Origin of the sequence: Pseudomonas jinjuensis (assembly GCF_900103845.1) — a bacterium.
GTDB classification, from domain to species: domain Bacteria; phylum Pseudomonadota; class Gammaproteobacteria; order Pseudomonadales; family Pseudomonadaceae; genus Pseudomonas; species Pseudomonas jinjuensis.
The window spans coordinates 21,435-40,510 of sequence record NZ_FNIJ01000006.1 but is presented as its reverse complement, the minus strand read 5'-3'; the positions used below and the strand labels follow the sequence as shown (position 1 = coordinate 40,510).

Here is a 19,076-nt window from a genome sequence, read left to right as displayed (position 1 = left end):
CGGTCAGGGGCTGCACCGATTGTGTGACGCCCATATAACGTAGTGCCGCTGAGCCGTCTCAGCGTGCCCTGTCAGATAGCCAAGCGAATAAAGAGAGCGAGTTCCGATGACGCCCAAATACAGGATGTGCCTGGCCGCGTTGGCCATGCTGAGTTGCGGATCAGTTGCCGTAGCGCAGGACAAGACACCGGGTTACAACTACCGGATTCCCGACAAGGTCATGACCCCGGACTCCGTCGAAACCCGACTGGGCACATTGCGTTTCTTCGACGGAATGCCGGATGCGGCGACGGTCGAGGCGCTGTATGACAACCTCGACCTCATGCGAGGCGTGGAGACCTTCCTCAATGGTATCCCCGCCACCTCCATTGAAGGGCTGCGCCTGGGTCACCTCAGCATGGGGGTGGATGCCTCGAACAAGGCACTCATCATGGACAAGTTGCTGGATTCGGCTCCTCTGATGCTGACCGGCAACACCGACACGGTCTATTTGTCGGTGTTCCTGAATCTCGAGAAGGACGGCGCAACCGTTGTCGAGATTCCACCAGGGTCGGGCCCTGGGACTGTCAACGACGCGTACTTCCGCTTCGTAACGGACATGGGCGCCCCCGGCCCTGACCGCGGCAAGGGGGGTAAGTACCTGATCCTGCCACCGGACTATAAGGGGGATCTCGATCCGCCAGTGGGTGGTATGGAAGCTGTCGTCGAAGGTGAGAAATACTTCGTTTCCAGGTCGACCAGTTACGTCAACTGGCTGATCCTGCGCGGCTTCCTGGTGGACGGCAAACCCGATGCCGCAACCAAGATGTTCGAAAGCGGAGTAAAGGTCTATCCGTTGTCCAGCAAGGGCAATCCTCCGAAGATGGAGTTTGTCAGCGCCTCGCGGAAATTCTTCAACACCATCCACGCCAACAACCTCAAGTTCTACGAAGAGCTGCATACCGTGATCGATCGCGAGCCGGTGTCGATGCTTGACCCGGAACTCCGTGGGCTGTTCGCCGCTATCGGCATCGAGAAGGGTGAACCCTTCGCACCGGACGCGCGGATGCGGAAGATCCTCACCGAGGCGGTCGCCATCGGCAACGCGACCGCCCGGGCAATCAGCTTCCGGCCGCGCTTTAAAGACGCCCCTCTCTATCCGGGTAGTGCATGGACGCATGCATTCATCGGCGGCGATTATCAGTGGCTATCAGACAAAGGCATGGGCGGCCGCAATCTGGATGCGCGGACGCTGTTCTTCTACCAGGCCACCGTCAACACCCCGGCCATGGTGTTGAAGATGGTCGGGGCGGGCTCGCAGTACGCCTATGCGGCGACTGACAGGAAGGGTGCCTACCTGGACGGCAGCAAAACCTACAGGCTGAACATCCCCGCCAACGCACCCGCCAAGAATTTCTGGTCCATAGTGGTCTACGACCCGCAAACCCGGTCCGAGCTGCAAACAGGACAGACATTTCCCAGCAAGAACAACAAGCGCGATGACCTGATCGCCAACGCAGACGGCTCCGTTGACCTGTATTTCGGCCCGAAGGCGCCGGAAGGCAAGGACGCTAACTGGATCCAGACCGTACCTGGAAAAGCCTGGTACACGCTGTTCCGGCTGTACGGTCCGCTCGAGCCCTGGTTCGACCAGACCTGGCGCCCTGGTGAAATCGAAGAGGTGAAATAGAGACGCCGATAGCCGTTCACCTGAATACGCAGGGCAGGGGGCTCGTCATCGTTAGGCTTTCCCCTGTGCCTGCGGTTCTGGTGGAGTTGCGGTAGTGCTCGACAGCACTCCAGCGGGGGCGTCATCCGGGCCAGTATGCTGATTAGATTTGATTCTGGGGCGCAACCGCCAAGGTATGGCCGTTATCTTGGTGCCTGGTGGTTGAAGCACTGGGTCCAGGCTTTACGTGCCATTGCCGTGAGCGGAGCAGTTGTCCCCGAATGATGCAGACCTCGGCAAGCTCCTCCCTGACTTTGAAAACCAAGGGAAAAAGCAGCATTGCCAGGAATTTCCATGCGACCTGTGCAATAGCAGCGTGCGTTTGACACGTTGGCATCGTGCTGGCCGCGACCGTACGAACGATCAAATCACCAATTCGAAGCTCGATAACAGCCTCTCGGTCTGGGTTAGCTCCTGCTGAAGCAGTTTATCGAGGTACTCCCGCGCAGTATGGGGCGGGTTCCTTAGGGATGCTCGTTGGCGCTGCGCAGCCTCTAAGACTGCCGCCTGATCCAAATCCCAAAGGTCAGCGATGAAATCATCAGGGTGCAACGCCTCGATTTCGAGTGGCGCGAGCACCGAATCGGGGAAGTCTCTCAGGTTGAAGGTCACGATAACTGAAGCATTACATTTGATCGCTGCGGCAAGCACATGACGATCATCCACGTCGGGAAGGTCCAGACCTGCACAGAGGGACTCATAGCCCGTCACAAGTGCGTCGGGCACAGCACGATCCATCAGTGCCGAGGTGCGATCGACCTGCTCCTGAGTAAGGTCGGTTCGATTCAGCAGAAGGTTACGCTTCCATTCATCATGGATCTGCGCGGTCCAGCGTGCGCGGTACACGCCAGTCAGAGCAAGATGCATCAAGAAGTCACGAAGAGGGGCAGGGTAGAGAACATTCGCATCATAAATGGCAGTAAAGGGTGTATGCCTCATTCGTACCCCATCCCTAACTCCTGGGCTTGAGCGGCAAGCTCATCCATGGCTTCACGGCTAGCACGGTCTCGCAGCTCCTTGTACGCCATCAGATCCGCGAACCTGACCCGGCGGTGACGACCAGTCTTGGTGTGAGGAATCACCCCCTCATCGAGCAGTTTCACCAAGTGCGGCCGCGAGACATTGAGCAGATCAGCCGCTTCCTGGGTCGTCAGTTCCGCATGGATGGGCACCACCTTTACGGCGTTTCCCAGGGCCAGCTCACTGAGAATATTGTCGAGCAAGCGCAGCGCGAATGCTGGCATCTCGACAACCTGGCGCTTCTGCTGCTCATCAACCAGCTCGATGCGTTGAGTCTCTAGCTTGGTTGAGAGAAATGCTGCCAACTGGCGACGTGATTCCACAGCCGCAGCAATCTCCTTCTCGTCAGGGAGAATTGTGCGATTGAGGTCGGCGGTGGTCATGGCTTTCTCCAAAGAATGCTCTGTTTCGAACGGTGCGCATGATTGCGGCTTCGCACCAACGTAGCCTTTATATTCGAAATAAACGAAAATCGCAATAAACGAAACGGAGTTGTTCGAGGTTTGGAGCACCAGGAATTTCTCCCAGGCTCAAAGCCGCATGGGGGGCAGGTCGCTGCGCAACTAGAAGTGCATCCAGCCAGGAGATACGCATCAGGGTGTGTTCGCTGACGCTTGGTGTGTGCCTGAAGCCTTGAGGAAGAACAGTGGCGCCGGCTACGAAGCGAAGATCGGGGGTGGGCTGGTGAGGTTCGGGCGCCGGAGGTACCAAGTGACCTATCTGGTCGAGGGAATTTCCAGTTCAGCCGTAGGCGGCAGGGGCGGCAGATCGTTATAGGGCTTGTCGGCCTGCCAGGGGAGGTTGGCTGTAGTCATGGTGTGATCCGGGGCCTTGGGGTATCCATCCAAAGGAGCGGCCCTCTGGAGAGGGCCCGTTTCGTGGCGTCCGTGTAAACATGTGCGCATAACGTGTCGTCGTTTTTTGAATTTGGCGACACGTTATGTTCTCGTGTCGCTGGTGACGACATGTGGACACAACGTGTTCTTGAAATGGATTTTCTGCGACGTATTGCTTACGGCCTGGTGAGTAGTGAGGCGCCTGGCTGGAAATGCTCACAACTGGGTATGGCTAGCTGGAATTGACTTGGGGTTGTGCCATTCCTGTATGACCGTAGCCCAGTTGAGCTGGTTTGAAGATGCTGCTCCATCCCTATAGCTATGCGGAAGCTTTACTTCGGAGCAGGGACTTTTGCGGGAAAACGTTGAAAACCGTCAGGTAGCGTAGGACATCGGTTGCAGCGAGCGCCCTAGCTGATGCTATAAAAATCAATATGTTATAACTCGGCCACCGGCATGGGGTATAGGGGTGCGATGGAGTACTCCCTAGCTTGTCAGGACGCTCCTCAGCACGCCCTACAGCGGTTAATTACAGCGTTTTGGTGGCCGCCTACCTGTAGTGGATCAGCCCATGCCGGACGGCGGTTGCCACGCGCAACGGAGCCTCCCTGGTTGAACGGCTTTTTGTGCTATCTATTTCTGCTATCATCTCTGCCATGAAAAATCGACACCGTAAAACCCTTGAGGCCATTTTCCGTACGCCGACTAGTGCGGCGGTGGTGTTCTCCGATATCGAAGCCTTGGTTCTACACCTAGGCGGTCAGGTGCTGGAGCGCGAGGGATCCCGGGTCAAGCTCTTGCTGGGAAACGTGCAATGGCGCTGCCATCGTCCGCACCCCGGGAAAGAGGCAAAGAAGTATCAGGTAGAAGAGGCTCGCGAGTTCTTGCAGCGGGCAGGAGTTGAACCATGAATAGCATGAGTTACAAAGGCTATGTTGCGCGCATCGAGTTTGATGAGCGTGATGATATTTTCGTTGGCCGTTTGTTGGGCGTGCGGGACATCATTAGCTTTCATGCAGAATCAGTGGCGGGATTACGCGCAGAGTTTCATTTGGCTGTGGATGATTACCTGGACGATTGTGCCGAGCGTGGGGTTAGTCCGGAGAAGCCGGCGTCCGGCAAGGTGATGCTGCGCATTCGCCCTGAAATACATGCTGCGGCCACAGTCGCTGCTCAGGCTGCCGGAAAAAGTCTGAACCAGTGGGCGGACGAGGTATTCGAGCGCGCTGCACATGCTGGATAACCGCGAAGGGTACCGTTTGGTTGACCCGCTTGTGCGAAAGACTTCCTCTCCCGCTTGGAGGTGAGGTTCAGATGAGGGGATATAAGAGGGGCGGTGAACTGCGGGTATGGCACCTGTGATTACCGGTCATACCTGAATGGCAAAGGCCCGACCAGCGAAGGTCGGGCCTTGTGCGTATATGTGGGGCAAAGGTACTTGGCTCAACGAATACCTGCGTTGCGCAGTGCCGCCGGGGTGAAGTCATTCAGGCTGAACTGTAGGTCATAGGTGATACCGCGCTTGGCCTCGTTGATCAGGTTCATCACCAGATAGCGCCCGGCGACCAGGTCATAGAGGCTGACCGCGGCGTAGGAGCTGACGCCGGCCTGATAGTTGAGTACCTGATGGCCCTCGCCAACCCGCCAGAGCTGGCCGCGGCCATCGTAGTGATCCACCTCCACCAGGGTCCAGGTGTCCTCGTCGAAGTACATGTGGCGCTTGGCGTAGATGTGCCGCTCGCCGGGCTTGAGGGTGCCTTCTACCTCCCACACGCGGTGCAGTTCGTAACGGGTCAGGTCCTGCTTGATGTGTCCGGGCTGGATGATGTCCGCGTACTTCAGCTTCGGCGACCACAGGCGGTAGTTGTTGTAGGGGATATAGATTTCCCGCTTGCCGATGAGCTTCCAGTCGTAGCGGTCAGGCGCGCCGTTGTACATGTCGCCGTTGTCCGCCGTACGCATGCCATCGGCTGCGGTGCCCGGACCGTCATAGGCGACCTGCGGGGCGCGGCGCACGCGGCGCTGGCCGGCGTTGTAGGCCCAGGCCATACGCGGTTCCTTGACCTGGTCGAGGGTCTCGTGGAGCAGGATCGCGCCGCCAGCCAGGCGTGCCGGCGAGAGCACCTTCTGTTTGTAGTAGATGAGGATGTTCGAGGCCTCCTGGGGGTTTACATCCTTCAAGGTCGCCGGGAAGGCGAAGGTTTCTTCCATCTGCACGACGGTATAGTCACCGTTCACCTGGGGCGTGATCTGCGACACCAGTTGGCTGCCATTGGTGCCGCGGTAGCGGGTCTCGTGGTTCCACACCACTTCGACGCCGTTCTTCGGGATCGGGAAGGCGTAGTTGCGCGACTGCTCAAAGTTCTTCAGACCATTGCCGTCGTTTACCGTCTCGGTGGTCACCGCGCTGACTTTCGCTGCGTCGTAGACCGCCTGCGGCGCCGCGGCGCTGCGGCGGGTCGGGTACACCGGAATCCTGTAGGTCTCCGGGTAGCGCTTGAACAAGGCCTGCTGCCCCGGGGTCAGCTTGTCCTTGTACTGGCCGACGTTGTCCTTGGTGATGACGAACAGCGGTTTGTCGTCCGCGAACGGATCGCCGAGGAAGCCATTGGCATCCACCGGCGCCGCACCCGGCTGCAGGCCGCCGGCCCAGGCGGGGATGCTGCCGTCGGCATTGCCAGCCTTTTCCGCGCCGAGCGGAGTCAGGCTGGTGCCCAGCTTGGCTGCTTCTTCCGGGGATACCGCCGCCAGCACGCTGCAGGACAGCAGGGACAGCGCCAGGGCGCCGGTTTTCAACATAGTGCTCGATTTCATGCTCTGGTCCTCTGCCGGGCTGGCGTTAGAAGTTCACGCCGAAGCTGAGCGCGACGAAGTCGCGGTCACCGTTGGTGTTGAAATCGCCGCCAAAGAAGTCGGTGTAACTCAGGCTGGCGGTGTAGGTGCTCAGGTAGTCGGCGTCGACGCCGATGCTGATGGCCTTTAGGCCTTCCTCGAAGTTCGGGCCGTTGCCATCCACGTCGTGGGACCAGGCCAGGTTCGGCGACAGGTTGATGCCGGCGAGCACGTTGCTGTAGTCCAGCTTGGCGCGGGCGCGATAACCCCAGGAGTGGGTGGTGTAGAAACCGTGGTCGTTGCACTCCTGCTGCGGGTTGCTGGCCGACGGCGTACCCGGGTTGCTGCCGACGCACAGACTGGTGCCCGCCGGCACGAGCTGCCCTGGGCCGAAGATCGGATTACGGCCGAAGCGGATGTCGGTACCGTCGGTTCTGCCCAGGCCGTTGATGCGGTTGTAGCCCACCTCGCCGACCAGGGTCAGGCGGTCGGCGCCCCAGAACCGATCGAAGAATTGGGTGGCGGTCATCTGCGCCTGGAACACCGGCATGCGTTTGTAGCCGGGCAAATCGCCACCCGGCGCAACGGATGCTTCGCCGCTGACGAAGACCGGCGAAACCTGCTGGCTGAAGGTCTTGATGTCGGTTTGCTGCAGCGCGGCTAGGTTGGCGTCGGTGGTGTTGATCTGCAGCGGCATGTTCGGCCGGTAGCTGATCTCGCCGCCCAGCGCGGCACCGGCGACATTGGTCTGGAAGCTCAGGCCGTAGAGGCGGATGTCTTCCGGATAGTCGATGAAGAAGCGCGTGCTGCGCAGCCGGTCGAGCTGGTTCTGGCCGACAGCGCCCAGCACAGCCCGTTGCGCCTGGGCGAGGGTGCCGCCGGCGGCGATCACCTGGCCGGCGATGCCTTGCACCTGCGCGCCGGTGATGGGCGCCACTGTGGTCTGCTTGAAGCTGATGTATGGGTTGCGGCTGTGGTAATTCATCATGTAGGCGCCGAACTCGGTGTCGTTCAGCTCCGGCACGAACCAGCGCAGGGCGATGCCGTACTGCCCGCTGTCGCGGGCGTCGTTGTCCGGGAGGCGCGGTTCGAAGGCGTTGCCCTGGCCGGCCGCGACGACGCCGATATTGCCGGTGTTGGCCCGTGGATCGCCTTGCGCGAAGTCCGGCCCGGCACCCACCAGTCGATCGTTGCAGCCCTGGGCGACGGCATCGCTGCCAAAGAAGGTGCCGCAGTTGTCGACGACGCTGTTGTCCCACTCCAGCTGGTAGAAGGCTTCGGCGGTAAGGTTGTCGGTTAGGCCCTGGGAGATATAGAACATGTTCACCGGGATCAGGCCTTCCTTGATCTCGGCGCCCGGACGGCGCAGGGCAGCGACGTCGATCGGGTTGATCGAGTTGATGCTGTTGCCGATGAAAGTGCTTTCGCCCCAGCTCACCACCTGCTTGCCGAGGCGCACGTTGCCGGCAAGGTCCCCCAGGTAGTAGTTGTGGTGGACGAAGGCATCGAGAAACTCCGCGCCCGAGGACTTGGCCAGGTCATCGCGGCCGCTGTCGTCGATGTCGTAGAACAGGCGGTGTTCGTCCTTCAGCTCGAAGTCGTACCAATACTTGCCGCGCACGAACATACCGCTCTCGCCGTACTTCAACTCCAGGTCGTGCACGCCCTTGAAGATCTTCGAGAAGGTCTCGCCCTTCTTGAAGTTCAGGCGATTGTCGTCGGCGGTCCGGGTCGAGGACTCACCGCGCATGCCCAGCACGTTGGCGTTGGAAATGAAATCCGGGTCCGGGCCCCGAACCGCCCAGCTAGCGCCGATGGACAGTGATGAGTCGAACTTCCCTTCGAGCTCCCCGATGTTGAAGTCAATGGCATGGGCCTGTGCGCTCACGCCCAGGGCCACCGCGGCTGCCAGTCGATGCAGGCGGAAGGCTCGGTTTCTTGTTGTGTTCATACGGCGCTCCGACGGGGGAAGAAGAGGCTGTCGAAAGGTGAATCGCCGTCGGCCTGGACGGGCAACGAAGTTGGTGGGAGGGGAAAAGCGATGGGCACTTGCGGGTACTCCTCAGCGGTTTCTTGTTGTTTTGGGAGGGGGCTGAGGACCGATCCTAGGAGCGTGACCGATGGGTTCTACCACTCGTGGTGGGGGGAAAGGGGGGGGGGGGCAGGGGGCGTGGATGCTGGCCGGGCAGGTTTCACCGTTGGCTGCGGTGGAAATTCGCCGCGCGGATTTTCACCCTGCGTGGGCGTCGGGAGGGGTGGGGTGGGCCGCTTTCCTCCACGTGGGTGGGTACGCCATGGCGCTGGAAATCTAGTGTCTTGCCGTGATTCGGCTCCGTTCCGGATGGCAGGTACTCATGCAACGACACGAGAGAGATGAGATGGCAGGACCACTGGCTGGTGTGAAAATAGTCGAAATGAACGCGATCGGTCCGGCACCCTTCGCCGTAATGATGCTCGCCGACATGGGCGCGGAAGTCATACGCGTCGATCGTCAGGTGGCCAACTTCCTCAATGCCGATGGCAGCCTGCTCGGTCGCGGTCGCCGCAGTATAGCCATCGATCCGCGCAAGCCCGGAGCGACCGAGGTGCTGTTGAAGCTCATCGATGACGCCGATGTGCTGGTCGAGGGTTTTCGCCCGGGCGTGATGGAGCGCCTCGGGCTCGGACCGGACCTGTGCCTGCAGCGCAACCCGAAGCTGGTCTACGGCCGCATGACCGGCTGGGGGCAGAGTGGTCCGCTCGCCCAGGCCGCCGGTCATGATCTCAACTACATCTCCCTGAGCGGTGCGCTGCATGCCATGGGCCATGCTGATCGCGCGCCAACCCCGCCGTTGCACCTGGTGGGCGACATGGGGGGAGGTGCCATGTTCCTGGTCGCCGGGGTGCTTGCCGCGCTGTTGGAGGTGCGCAAGTCGGGCAAGGGGCAGGTGGTGGATGCAGCTATCTGCGATGGCACGGCATTGCTCAGCAGCATGTATTACGACCTGCGTCAGCAGGGAAGCTGGAGCGACGGGCGGCAGCGGAACATTCTCGACGGCGGCGCGCCTTTCTACGGCTGCTACACCTGTGCCGACGGCAAGTTCATTTCCATCGGCCCGATCGAGCCGCAGTTCTATCGGCTGCTGCTGGAACTGTGCGGGATCGAGCACCCGGCCTTCGAGGACCAGTGGGCGCGCCAGGAGTGGCCGACGCTGCGCGGGAAGCTGGAGGAGATGTTCCTGACTCGCTCGCGGGACGAGTGGGCGCTTCTGCTCGAAGGCACCGATGCCTGCGTTGCGCCGGTGATGACGTTCGCCGAGGCGCCCGAGCACCCGCACAACAAGGCGCGTGAAATCTTCATCGAGACCGGTGGCGTGCTGCACCCGTCTCCGGCGCCACGCCTGAGTCGCACGCCGTTGCGCGCCGGCGAGGTGGTGGAAAATGGCGCCCATACCCTGGAAGTTCTCCGGGAGGTGGGGCTTGGCGAGGAGGAAATTGCCGGTTTGCGGGCCAGTGGAGTGATTGCCTGATCGTCCTCCTCTCCCGCAAAGGGAGTTCCTGCTCTGTAGGATGGGGCGGGACGCGTAGTCTGAGCTTGCGATACCGATCGTGGGAGTGCCCGGCCATGGTTGATGGGTATTGCTTCGCTCAACCCATCCTACGGCCCTTGTAGTAAGCCTGTACGGCTTGGCAGGGCAGGGCGATCTGCAGTCCGCTCAATTGCTGGCTTCCCAAAAGGGAAGGGCAGAAATGCCCTTCCCTTTTTTGTTCTCCTTCTTCGCAATCTCACGACTGGCGCCTCAGTACTTCGGTCCAGGCCACCCCACCCCCACCCCCGTCCCCTCATCCCGAGCGGGTACAGCCTGTGGCCGATTCGCAACGATAGCCAAGCGTTCGCTGGGGTCACCCGACGTGATCCAAGCAACTTCAACTCATCGTGGAGATTGTGATGTCGCAGAAACCTTACGTTGCCGGGGTCGGCATGATCCCCTTCCTCAAGCCGGGCGCCAGCGGGTCCTACATCGAGATGGGCGCCGAAGCGACTCGCCTGGCGCTGAAGGATGCCGGCCTTGATTACAACCTGGTCCAGCAGGCCTATGTCGGCTACGTCTACGGCGACTCCACGTGCGGCCAGTCGGCACTGTACGAAGTCGGCCTCTCCGGCATCCCGGTGGTCAACGTCAACAATAACTGCTCCACCGGTTCCAGCGCCCTGTACCTGGCGCGCCAGGCGGTGGAGAGTGGTGCAGCGGAGTGCGCCCTGGCCCTGGGCTTCGAGCAGATGCAGCCGGGCGCCTTGGGCGCGACGTTCAATGATCGTCCGTCGATCCTGGGCAGGCACTTTGAAGTCATGGGCGAGCTGACCGCCGATGGCGCCGCGATTGGTGTGCCCATGGCGCTGCAGCAGTTCGGTGGCGCCGGCCGCGAACACATGCAGAAGTACGGCACCAAGCTGGAAACCTTCGCCGCCATCCGCGCCAAGGCCAGCCGCCATGCGGCCAACAACCCGCTGGCGCTGTTCCGCAAAGTGGTCACCACCGAAGACGTGATGAACGACCAGGTGATCTGGCCGGGCGTGATGACCCGCCTGATGGCCTGTCCGCCGACCTGTGGCGCCGCCGCCGCGATCATCTGCACCGAGGCCTTCGCCAGGAAGCACGGTCTGCGCACTGACGTGGCGATCCTCGCCCAGTCGATGACCACCGACACGCCGATTGCCTTCGAGCCGAAATCGATGATCCAGATGGTCGGCTTCGACATGGCCCAGCGTGCGGCCCGGGAAGTCTATGAGAAGGCCGGCGTCGGCCCGGAAGACATCCGTGTGGCCGAGATGCACGACTGCTTCGCCCACAACGAGCTGCTCACCTACGAATCCCTCGGGCTGTGCCCGGTGGGCGGTGCCGAGAAGTTCGTCCTCGACGGCGACAACACCTATGGTGGCCAGGTGGTCACCAACCCGTCCGGCGGGCTGCTTTCGAAGGGCCACCCGCTGGGCGCCACCGGCCTGGCGCAGTGCTATGAGCTGACCCACCAGTTGCGCGGCACCGCAGAGGCGCGCCAGGTCGAAGGCGTCAATCTCGCCCTGCAGCACAACCTCGGCCTGGGCGGCGCTTGCGTCGTCACCCTGTTCGGCCGCGTTTGATTTCCATGGCGCGCCCGTCAAGGGCGTGCCGCTTTCCTGCAAGGAGAATTCCGAGATGGCAGACAAGAGTCTGATCGGCCGCTCGCTCGGCGTGACCACCGCCGAAGTGGAGAAGGGCCGCCTGCGTTTCTTCGCCAAGGCCATTGGCGAAACCAACCCGGTGTACAGCGACGAAGCCGCCGCCAAGGCCGCCGGCTACAAGTCCCTGCCCGTTCCTCCGACCTTCCTCTTCTGCCTGCAAGGCGAGGGGCGGGACCTCGGTGAGTTCCTCGCCCTGCTGCAGTGGGACCTCGGCCGCATCCTGCATGCCGAGCAGGAGTTCAGCTACCACAAGCCCGCTGTCGCCGGGGATGTGCTGACCTTCGATACCCGCGTGGCCGACGTCTACGAGAAGAAGGGCGGCGCCCTGCAGTTCGTGGTGCAGGACACCCGCGTGACCAACCAGGATGGCGAGCACATCGCCGACCTGCGTTGCTCTCTGGTCCAGCGTTGAGGAGCCTTCGATGACTACCGTGCAATACAGCGATATCCAGGTTGGCGATGAAATCCCGCTGCTGAAACTGCAGCCGGTCGACCGCACCACCCTGGCCCTCTACTGCGGCGCCTCCGGCGACCACAACCCGATCCACATCGACCTCGACTTCGCCCGCAAGGCGCGCATGCCCGATGTGTTCGCCCACGGCATGCTCTCCGCCGCCTACCTGGGCCGCCTGGTGACCCAGTGGGTGCCCCAGCGGCAGGTGCGCAGCCTGGCGATGCGTTTCACCGGCATCACCCAGCTCGGCCACATCCCCACCTGCACCGGCAAGGTCGTCGAGAAGTTCGAGGAAAGCGGCGAGAAGCGCGTGCGCCTGGCCATCCGCTGCGGCAACCAGCACGGCGAAGAGAAGCTGCTCGGCGAAGCCGTGGTCGCTCTGGCCTGATCCCTGACACAACCAACAAGAATCGAAGGTAAAGCAAGATGAAAAAGCTCGAAGGCAAAGTCGCCCTGGTTACCGGCTCCGGCCGTGGCATTGGCCGTGAAGTCGCGCTGCAACTGGCCGCCTATGGCGCGAAGGTGGTGGTGAATGACCTGGATGCGACTCCGGCCGAAGAAGTAGTCGCTGAGATCCGTGCCGCCGGTGGTGACGCCGTGGCTTGCGTCGGCAGCGTCACCGCCGTCGATTTCGCCGATCGCTTCGTCAAGACCGCGGTCGAGAACTATGGCGCCATCGACATCATCATCAACAACGCCGGCTACACCTGGGACAACGTGATCCAGAAAATGACCGACGAGCAGTGGTACGCCATCATCGACTGCCACCTGACCGCACCTTTCCGCATCCTGCGTGCCGCCCAGCCAGTCATCAGCGCCGCTGCCAAGGCCGAAGCCGCCGAAGGCCGCGAAGTGTTCCGCAAGGTGGTCAACATTTCCTCCGTTGCCGCTGGCGGCAACCCCGGCCAGGCCAACTACTCCGCCGGCAAGGCCGGTATCCTGGGCATGACCAAGACCCTGGCCAAGGAGTGGGGCCGCATGAAGGTGAACGTCAATGCCGTTGCCTTCGGTTTCATCGAGACCCGCCTGACCCAGGCGCTGGCCGGAGAGGACAGCAAGACCGTCAACATTGAGGGTCGCCAGATCAAGGTCGGCGTCCAGCAGGCCGTGGTCGACAGCGCCAAGCACGTGATCCCCCTGGGCCGTCCGGGCACTCCGGCCGAAGCCGCCGGCTCAGTGGTGATGTTCTGCCTGCCGGAGTCCGACTACGTGTCCGGCCAGACCCTCGTCTGCGGCGGCGGCATGGGCAACATCTGAGGCCCCGCGCTGCTTCCCGTTCGCCCTCTCTCTCATCAGCGGGAGAGGGCGGGCGCACAAGGATCAAGAAGAATTCGAGGTTTTCGCCATGCTGGAAAATTACCGCTCTCCCTGGCTTGACGACGAGGTCGAGCCATTTGTCGATAGCGTGCGCCGCTTCGTTACCCAGACCCTCGCGCCGCGTGAAGAGCAGTGGCGCGAACAGCACCAGGCTGACCGCGAGTCTTGGCTGGCCTGCGGCGAAATGGGCATGATCCTGCCTGACGTGCCGGTCGAGTATGGCGGTTCCGGCGGTACCCCGGCGCATGTGGCGGCGGTGATTAACGAACTCAGCTACGCCGGCGTTGCGGGCCTCGGGCTCGGCATCAGCCATATAGTCGGCCACTACATCCTCGATGACGGCACTGAGGCGCAGAAGCAGTACTGGCTGCCGAGGATCGCCTCCGGCGAAGTGATCTGCTCCGTCGCGATGACCGAGCCGGGCACCGGTTCCGACCTGCAGGCCGTGCGCACCCGTGCGGTAAGGCACGGTGACAAGTACGTGATCAACGGCGCCAAGACCTTCATCACCAACGGCCAACTGAGCGACATGGTGGCGGTGGTGGCCAAGACCGACCTGAGCGCAGGCGCCAAGGGCACCTCGATCTTCCTGGTCGACACCCGGCTACCAGGTTTCCGCCGTGGCAAGGTCCTGGACAAGGTGGGGCTGACGTCCTCCGATACGTCGGAGATGTACTTCGACGATGTCGAGGTCCCGGCCGACTGCCTGCTCGGCGGCGTGGAAGGCAAGGGCTTCTACACCCTGATGAAGCAGCTGCCCTACGAGCGGGCGCAGCTCGCCATGGCCGCTACGGCCCAGATGGAGCGCGCGTTGAAGCTGACCCTGGAGTACACCCGGGAACGCAAGGTATTCGGCAAGCCGGTGCTGGAGTTCCAGAACACCCGCTTCAAGCTGGCCGACGCCAAGGCCACTGTACTGGCCTCGCGAACCTTCTGCGACTACATGATCCAGGAATGGATCGAGGGCCGACTGGATTCCACCCTGGCGTCCATGGGCAAGTTCTGGCTGACCGAGCGCAACAGCGAGGTGATCGACACCTGCCTGCAGTTCTTCGGCGGCTACGGCTACATGAACGAGTACCCCATCGCCCGCATGTGGGCCGATGCCCGCGTCGCGCGCATCTACGGTGGTGCGAACGAGATCCAGCGCGAGCTGGTGGGCCGTTCGCTCTGAGCGGGTGCGACGTGCGTAGCGCCGTTGTTGGCGCCCTGTGTCGGCGTACCGAAAGGCGCGCCGCACGAGGCATAAACTGGCTGAACAGCTTCCCGAGACTGCCCTGATGACGGACCAACCCACTCACCAGCCCGGCCGGCGCCTGCTGCATACCCGCCAGGTTACCTGCACCGGCTACCTGCGCGACGATGGCCTGATCGAGGTCGAAGGCCGGCTGCTCGACACCAAACCGAGCGACATGGTCGACGTGTACCGCACCGTACGGGCTGGCGAGCCCTTGCACCAGATGCGCGTGGTCATGGTCGTTGATGAAGAGTTCGTGATCCGCAAGGTCAGCGCCGTGACCGAAGCGGCACCGACGCCCGAATGTCCGGGCATCGCCTCCGCCTACGCGGCCCTGGAGGGCCTGCGAATCGGCCCCGGCTTCACTCGGCGGGTCAAGGAGCGCATGGGCGGCATTCAGGGCTGCACCCACCTGACCGAACTGCTCGGCCCCATGGCCACCACCCTGTACCAGAGCAGCATGCCCCTGCAGGTTGAAGCGATGCGGCAACGGGCTGTTGCGGAACCGGGCTACGAGCCGCCCAGGCCCTTCGTCATCGGCGCCTGCCACGCCTACCGTGCCGATGGCGAGCCGGCCCGGCGACTGCAGGAGCAATGGAGCAACTGGCGACGGCAAGCGATGGCCGGCACCGCTGAAACCGAATGATGCGCAAGGACGCCGGAAGGCCCTGAGGGCGCCGCGAACACAGCCTGGCGAACTCCTACAAAAATAAGATCGGAGGTATTTGATGAACATTACTCAAGCGCTGCACCGCCACATGCAACAGCGCCCGCATGCAATCGCCATCCGTAGCCTGGGTCAGAGCGTCAGCTTCGCCCAGCTCGGCGACCGCGTCGCCCGCCTGGCGGGCGGCTTGAAGCGCGTCGGCGTGGTCAGCGGCGACCGCGTCGCCATGCTGTCGATCAACTCCCAGCGCTACATCGAATACTACCTGGCGGTGCCCTGGGCCGACGCGGTACTCAATCCGGTGAACATCCGCTGGAGCCTGGAGGAGATTGTCTATTCCCTGGACGACTCGGAAACCACCGTGCTGATCGTCGACGACAGCTTCAAGGAGCTGGCGCTCAAGGTCGCCGAGAAGTCTAAGACCATCTGCACGCTGATCCATGCCGGCGACGGCGAGGCGCCGCAGGGCATGCTCTCCTACGAAGCGCTGATCGCCGAAAACCCGCCGGTGGAGGATGTGCGCCGGGGCGGCGACGCGCTGCTGGGGATCTTCTACACCGGTGGCACCACCGGTTTCCCAAAGGGCGTGATGCTCAGCCACAACAACCTCGCCTTCTCCTCCATGGCCCTGCGCGACGGTCTGGCCTTCCGCGAGGACAGCGTCTACCTGCACGCCATGCCGATGTTCCACCTGGCTGACCTGTCGGCGATGAACGGCCTGTTCATCAGCGGCGGCACGCACCTGGTGCTGCCGGCCTTCCGGCCCCGGGAGGCGCTGGAGCTGATCAGCCGGGACAAAGCTACCGATACGCTGCTGGCACCGACCATGATCCAGATGCTGCTGGACTGCCGTGAATCGGACCCGGTCGCAGCGGGACTCGACCTGGGCTCGTTGCGCACCATTTTCTACGGGGCATCGCCCATTTCTCCGGCGCTGCTCGAGCGAGTGCGCGGGACCATGCCCTCGGCCGGGCTGGTCCAGGGTTATGGCATGACCGAAATGGCCCCGGCGATAACCGTGCTCGGCGCGCAATACCACTGCGCCGAACACCAGGCCAGCGGCAAGATGTACTCCGCCGGGCGGCCGGTGAGCTGTGTCGAGGTGCGCATCGTCGACAGCGAGGACCGCGAAGTACCGCGCGGCACCACCGGCGAAATCGTGGCGCGCGGACCGAACGTCATGCTCGGCTACTGGAACAAGCCGGAAGCCACCGCCGAAGCCCTGCGCGGCGGCTGGATGCATACCGGCGACGGCGGCTACATGGACGAGGATGGTTTCCTCTACGTCCGCGACCGCCTGAAGGACATGATCGTCAGCGGCGGCGAGAACATCTATTCCGCCGAGGTCGAAGGCGCCATCGCCAGCCACCCGGCCGTGGCGCAGTGCGCGGTGATCGGCATCCCCTGCGCCAAGTGGGGCGAGACGGTGCATGCGGTGATCGTGCTCAAGCCGGGCGCCAAGGCCAGCGTCGAGGACATCGTCGCGCACTGCCGCGAGCGCATCGCCGGCTATAAGTTGCCGCGCAGCGTCGAGTTCCGCGACAGCCTGCCGCTGTCCGGCGTGGGCAAGGTGCTGAAGACCGAACTGCGCAAACCCTTCTGGGAGGGCCACGCGCGCGGCATCGCCTGAAGCCGAGCTGGCCGCAATCGACGCGGCCGGACCTCCAATCATTCCGAAGAGCTTTCCCGTGCCTCGCAAACGAGGCGCGGCGCCCGAGAACTGCCTGAACAGTTGGATCAAGAGCTCTTCCATCCCCGACTTGCAGGAGTACCGAGATGCAAACACTGCAAGGCAAGACTGCCCTGGTCACCGGGGCCGGTCGCGGCATCGGCCGCTGTGTGGCCCTGAAACTGGCCGCCGAGGGCGCCCGCGTGGTGCTCAACGACCTGGACACAGCGCCGGCCGAAGCCGTGCTGGCGGAAATCCGTGCCGCCGGCGGCGAGGCCGTGGCCTGCAACGGCAGCGTCACCGCTGAGGATTTTGCCGAGCGCTTCGTGAACACCGCGGTCGAGCATTTCGGCGGCATCGACATCATCGTCAACAATGCCGGCTACGGCTGGGGCGGGGTGATCCAGAAGGTCACTGACGAGCAGTGGTACGCGATGGTCGACTGCCACATGAGCGCGCCGTTCCGCATCCTGCGTGCGGCCCAGCCGATCATCAGCGCCGCGGCGAAGCAGGAGGCCGCCGAAGGCCGCGAGGTGCTGCGCAAGGTGGTCAATGTCTCGTCCATCCTCGCCGGTGGCGAAGCTGGCCAGGTGGCCTATTCCTCCGCCAAGGCCGGCCTGCTCGGCATGACCCGGACCCTGGCCAAGGAGTGGGGCCGCCTGAAGGTCAACGTCAACGCCGTGGCCTTCGGTTTCATCGACACCCGCCTGACCCGCGTCGAGCCCGGCGCCCAGCTCGGCACTGTGGTGGTCGACGGCCGCGAGCTGCCGACCGGCCTGCGGGAGGGCGGGCTCGATGTACTCAAGCATTCCATCCCGCTGGGCCGCAGCGGCACCCCCGAAGAGGCCGCGGGCGCGGTGTACCTGCTGTGCACTCCCGAATCCGACTATGTCTCCGGGCAGACGATAGTCTGCGGCGGCGGCTACGGCAACATCTGACCCTGAGGATCAATCACCATGCTGGACAACTACCGCTCCCCCTGGATGACCGAAGAACTCGAGCAGTTCGCCGACAGCGTGCGGCGCTTCGTGACCCAGACCCTGGCACCGCAGGAAGAACAGTGGCGCCAGCAGCACCGTGTCAGCCGCGAAGCCTGGCTGGCGATGGGCGAGATGGGCATGATCCTGCCGGACATCCCCATCGAATACGGTGGCTGCGGCGGTACCGCGGCCCATGTGGCCGTGGCCAACCATGAGCTGTTCCATGGAACCGTCGGTGGCGCGACCTTGATGATGAACCACATCGTCGGCCACTACTTGTTGAACGACGGCACGGAGGAGCAGAAGCGCCAGTGGTTGCCGAGGATCGCTTCCGGCGAGGTGATCTGCTCCTTGGCCATGACCGAGCCGGGTACCGGGTCCGACCTGCAGGCGATACGCACCCGGGCGGAAAGGCGCGGTGACAAGTACGTCATCAACGGCGCCAAGACCTTCATCTCCAATGGCCAGATCAGCGACATGGTGGTGGTGGTCGCCAAGACCGACCTGGAGGCCAAGGGCTCCAGGGGCATCTCGCTGTTCATCGTCGACACTGCGACGCCCGGCTTCCAGCGCGGCAAGTGCCTGGACAAGGTCGGCCAGGTGACGGCGGACACCTCGGAAATGTACTTCGACAACGTCGAGGTGCCGGCGGATTGCCTGCTCGGTCGCGTAGAAGGGCAGGGCTTCTATTCGATGATGAAGCAACTGCCCTATGAGCGCGCGCAGATCGCCATCGTCGCGATGGCCGTCATGGAGCGTGCGCTGGAACTGACCCTGGAGTACACCCGGGAACGCAAGGTGTTCGGTCAGCCGGTGCTGGACTTCCAGAACACCCGCTTCGTGCTGGCCGAGGTGAAGGCCACCGTGCTCGCCTCGCGGACCCTGTGCGACCACATGATCCAGCGCTGGGTCGAGGGCGAGTTGGACTCGACCCTGGCCTCGATGTGCAAGTTCTGGCTGACCGAGCGCCAGGGCGAAGTGCTCGACCGCTGTCTGCAGTTCTTCGGTGGCTACGGCTACATGAACGAATACCCCATCGCCCGCATGTGGGCCGATGCCCGCGTGCAGCGCATCTATGGCGGTTCCAACGAAATCCAGCGCGAGCTGGTCGGCCGTTCCCTCTGAAACCGCTGGCCGCCAACGGCCCGACAAC

Annotated in this window: 17 protein-coding genes; 13 read left to right on the top strand and 4 right to left on the bottom strand. The window is 62.9% G+C overall.

All coding sequences use genetic code 11. The features are described from left to right. Window positions 1–106 precede the first annotated feature (106 nt). Window positions 107–1,669, top strand: coding sequence for a DUF1254 domain-containing protein (locus tag BLR75_RS09820; RefSeq protein WP_084310713.1), 1,563 nt, complete (start codon window positions 107–109; stop codon window positions 1,667–1,669). A 402-nt stretch (window positions 1,670–2,071) separates the two neighbouring features. On the opposite strand, the gene BLR75_RS09815 is transcribed toward BLR75_RS09820, so the two are convergent. Together BLR75_RS09815 and BLR75_RS09810 are read right to left on the bottom strand one after the other, a co-directional pair. Further along, the gene (locus BLR75_RS09815) at window positions 2,072–2,647 is read right to left on the bottom strand and encodes a PIN domain-containing protein (RefSeq protein ID WP_084310712.1); all 576 of its coding nucleotides are present in this window, start codon (window positions 2,645–2,647) and stop codon (window positions 2,072–2,074) included. After that, on the bottom strand, window positions 2,644–3,111 hold the full coding sequence (locus BLR75_RS09810) for a helix-turn-helix domain-containing protein (protein WP_084310711.1): 468 nt from the start codon (window positions 3,109–3,111) through the stop codon (window positions 2,644–2,646). Before BLR75_RS09810 ends, BLR75_RS09815 begins: the two co-directional genes overlap by 4 nt. A 1,109-nt stretch (window positions 3,112–4,220) precedes the next feature. On the opposite strand from BLR75_RS09810, the gene BLR75_RS09805 reads away from it, so the two are divergent. Next, window positions 4,221–4,475 carry a type II toxin-antitoxin system HicA family toxin gene (locus BLR75_RS09805; protein WP_084310937.1) on the top strand — a complete coding sequence of 85 codons (255 nt, stop codon included), beginning with the start codon at window positions 4,221–4,223 and terminating at the stop codon, window positions 4,473–4,475. After that, the gene (locus BLR75_RS09800; RefSeq protein ID WP_084310710.1) at window positions 4,472–4,807 is read left to right on the top strand and encodes a type II toxin-antitoxin system HicB family antitoxin; all 336 of its coding nucleotides are present in this window, start codon (window positions 4,472–4,474) and stop codon (window positions 4,805–4,807) included. The genes BLR75_RS09805 and BLR75_RS09800 overlap by 4 nt, the downstream gene beginning before the upstream one ends. Before the next feature lie 200 nt (window positions 4,808–5,007). Here BLR75_RS09800 and BLR75_RS09795 read toward each other — a convergent pair whose 3' ends face one another. Then, window positions 5,008–6,378 carry a DUF1329 domain-containing protein gene (locus tag BLR75_RS09795; protein ID WP_084310709.1) on the bottom strand — a complete coding sequence of 457 codons (1,371 nt, stop codon included), beginning with the start codon at window positions 6,376–6,378 and terminating at the stop codon, window positions 5,008–5,010. Window positions 6,379–6,403: 25 nt separating this feature from the next. Then, window positions 6,404–8,347, bottom strand: coding sequence for a DUF1302 domain-containing protein (locus BLR75_RS09790; RefSeq protein WP_084310708.1), 1,944 nt, complete (start codon window positions 8,345–8,347; stop codon window positions 6,404–6,406). Window positions 8,348–8,774: 427 nt separating this feature from the next. On the opposite strand from BLR75_RS09790, the gene BLR75_RS09780 reads away from it, so the two are divergent. The 10 genes from BLR75_RS09780 (at window position 8,775) to BLR75_RS09735 (ending at window position 19,048) form a co-directional block, all read left to right on the top strand. Continuing rightward, window positions 8,775–9,905 carry a CaiB/BaiF CoA transferase family protein gene (locus tag BLR75_RS09780; RefSeq protein WP_084310707.1) on the top strand — a complete coding sequence of 377 codons (1,131 nt, stop codon included), beginning with the start codon at window positions 8,775–8,777 and terminating at the stop codon, window positions 9,903–9,905. 419 nt (window positions 9,906–10,324) lie between these two features. Continuing rightward, entirely contained in the window at window positions 10,325–11,518 is a 1,194-nt protein-coding gene (locus BLR75_RS09775) for a lipid-transfer protein (protein ID WP_084310706.1), read from the top strand. A 55-nt stretch (window positions 11,519–11,573) separates the two neighbouring features. After that, a complete protein-coding gene (locus BLR75_RS09770) occupies window positions 11,574–12,011 on the top strand; it encodes a MaoC family dehydratase N-terminal domain-containing protein (RefSeq protein WP_084310705.1) in 438 nt (145 codons plus the stop codon). A gap of 10 nt (window positions 12,012–12,021) precedes the next feature. After that, on the top strand, window positions 12,022–12,441 hold the full coding sequence (locus BLR75_RS09765; RefSeq protein ID WP_084310704.1) for a MaoC family dehydratase: 420 nt from the start codon (window positions 12,022–12,024) through the stop codon (window positions 12,439–12,441). Between the two features lie 38 nt (window positions 12,442–12,479). Further along, a complete protein-coding gene (locus BLR75_RS09760) occupies window positions 12,480–13,310 on the top strand; it encodes an SDR family NAD(P)-dependent oxidoreductase (protein ID WP_084310703.1) in 831 nt (276 codons plus the stop codon). An 88-nt stretch (window positions 13,311–13,398) separates the two neighbouring features. After that, window positions 13,399–14,544, top strand: a complete 1,146-nt coding sequence (locus BLR75_RS09755) for an acyl-CoA dehydrogenase family protein (protein WP_084310702.1) — start codon at window positions 13,399–13,401, stop codon at window positions 14,542–14,544. Between the two features lie 106 nt (window positions 14,545–14,650). After that, a complete protein-coding gene (locus BLR75_RS09750; protein ID WP_084310701.1) occupies window positions 14,651–15,253 on the top strand; it encodes a DUF2889 domain-containing protein in 603 nt (200 codons plus the stop codon). Window positions 15,254–15,335: 82 nt separating this feature from the next. Beyond that, window positions 15,336–16,904, top strand: a complete 1,569-nt coding sequence (locus BLR75_RS09745; RefSeq protein WP_084310700.1) for a long-chain-fatty-acid--CoA ligase — start codon at window positions 15,336–15,338, stop codon at window positions 16,902–16,904. A gap of 146 nt (window positions 16,905–17,050) precedes the next feature. Further along, window positions 17,051–17,881: an SDR family NAD(P)-dependent oxidoreductase gene (locus tag BLR75_RS09740; RefSeq protein ID WP_084310699.1), complete on the top strand. Its 831-nt coding sequence runs from the start codon at window positions 17,051–17,053 to the stop codon at window positions 17,879–17,881. Between the two features lie 18 nt (window positions 17,882–17,899). Beyond that, window positions 17,900–19,048, top strand: coding sequence for an acyl-CoA dehydrogenase family protein (locus BLR75_RS09735; protein ID WP_084310698.1), 1,149 nt, complete (start codon window positions 17,900–17,902; stop codon window positions 19,046–19,048). The last annotated feature ends 28 nt before the right edge of the window (window positions 19,049–19,076 follow it).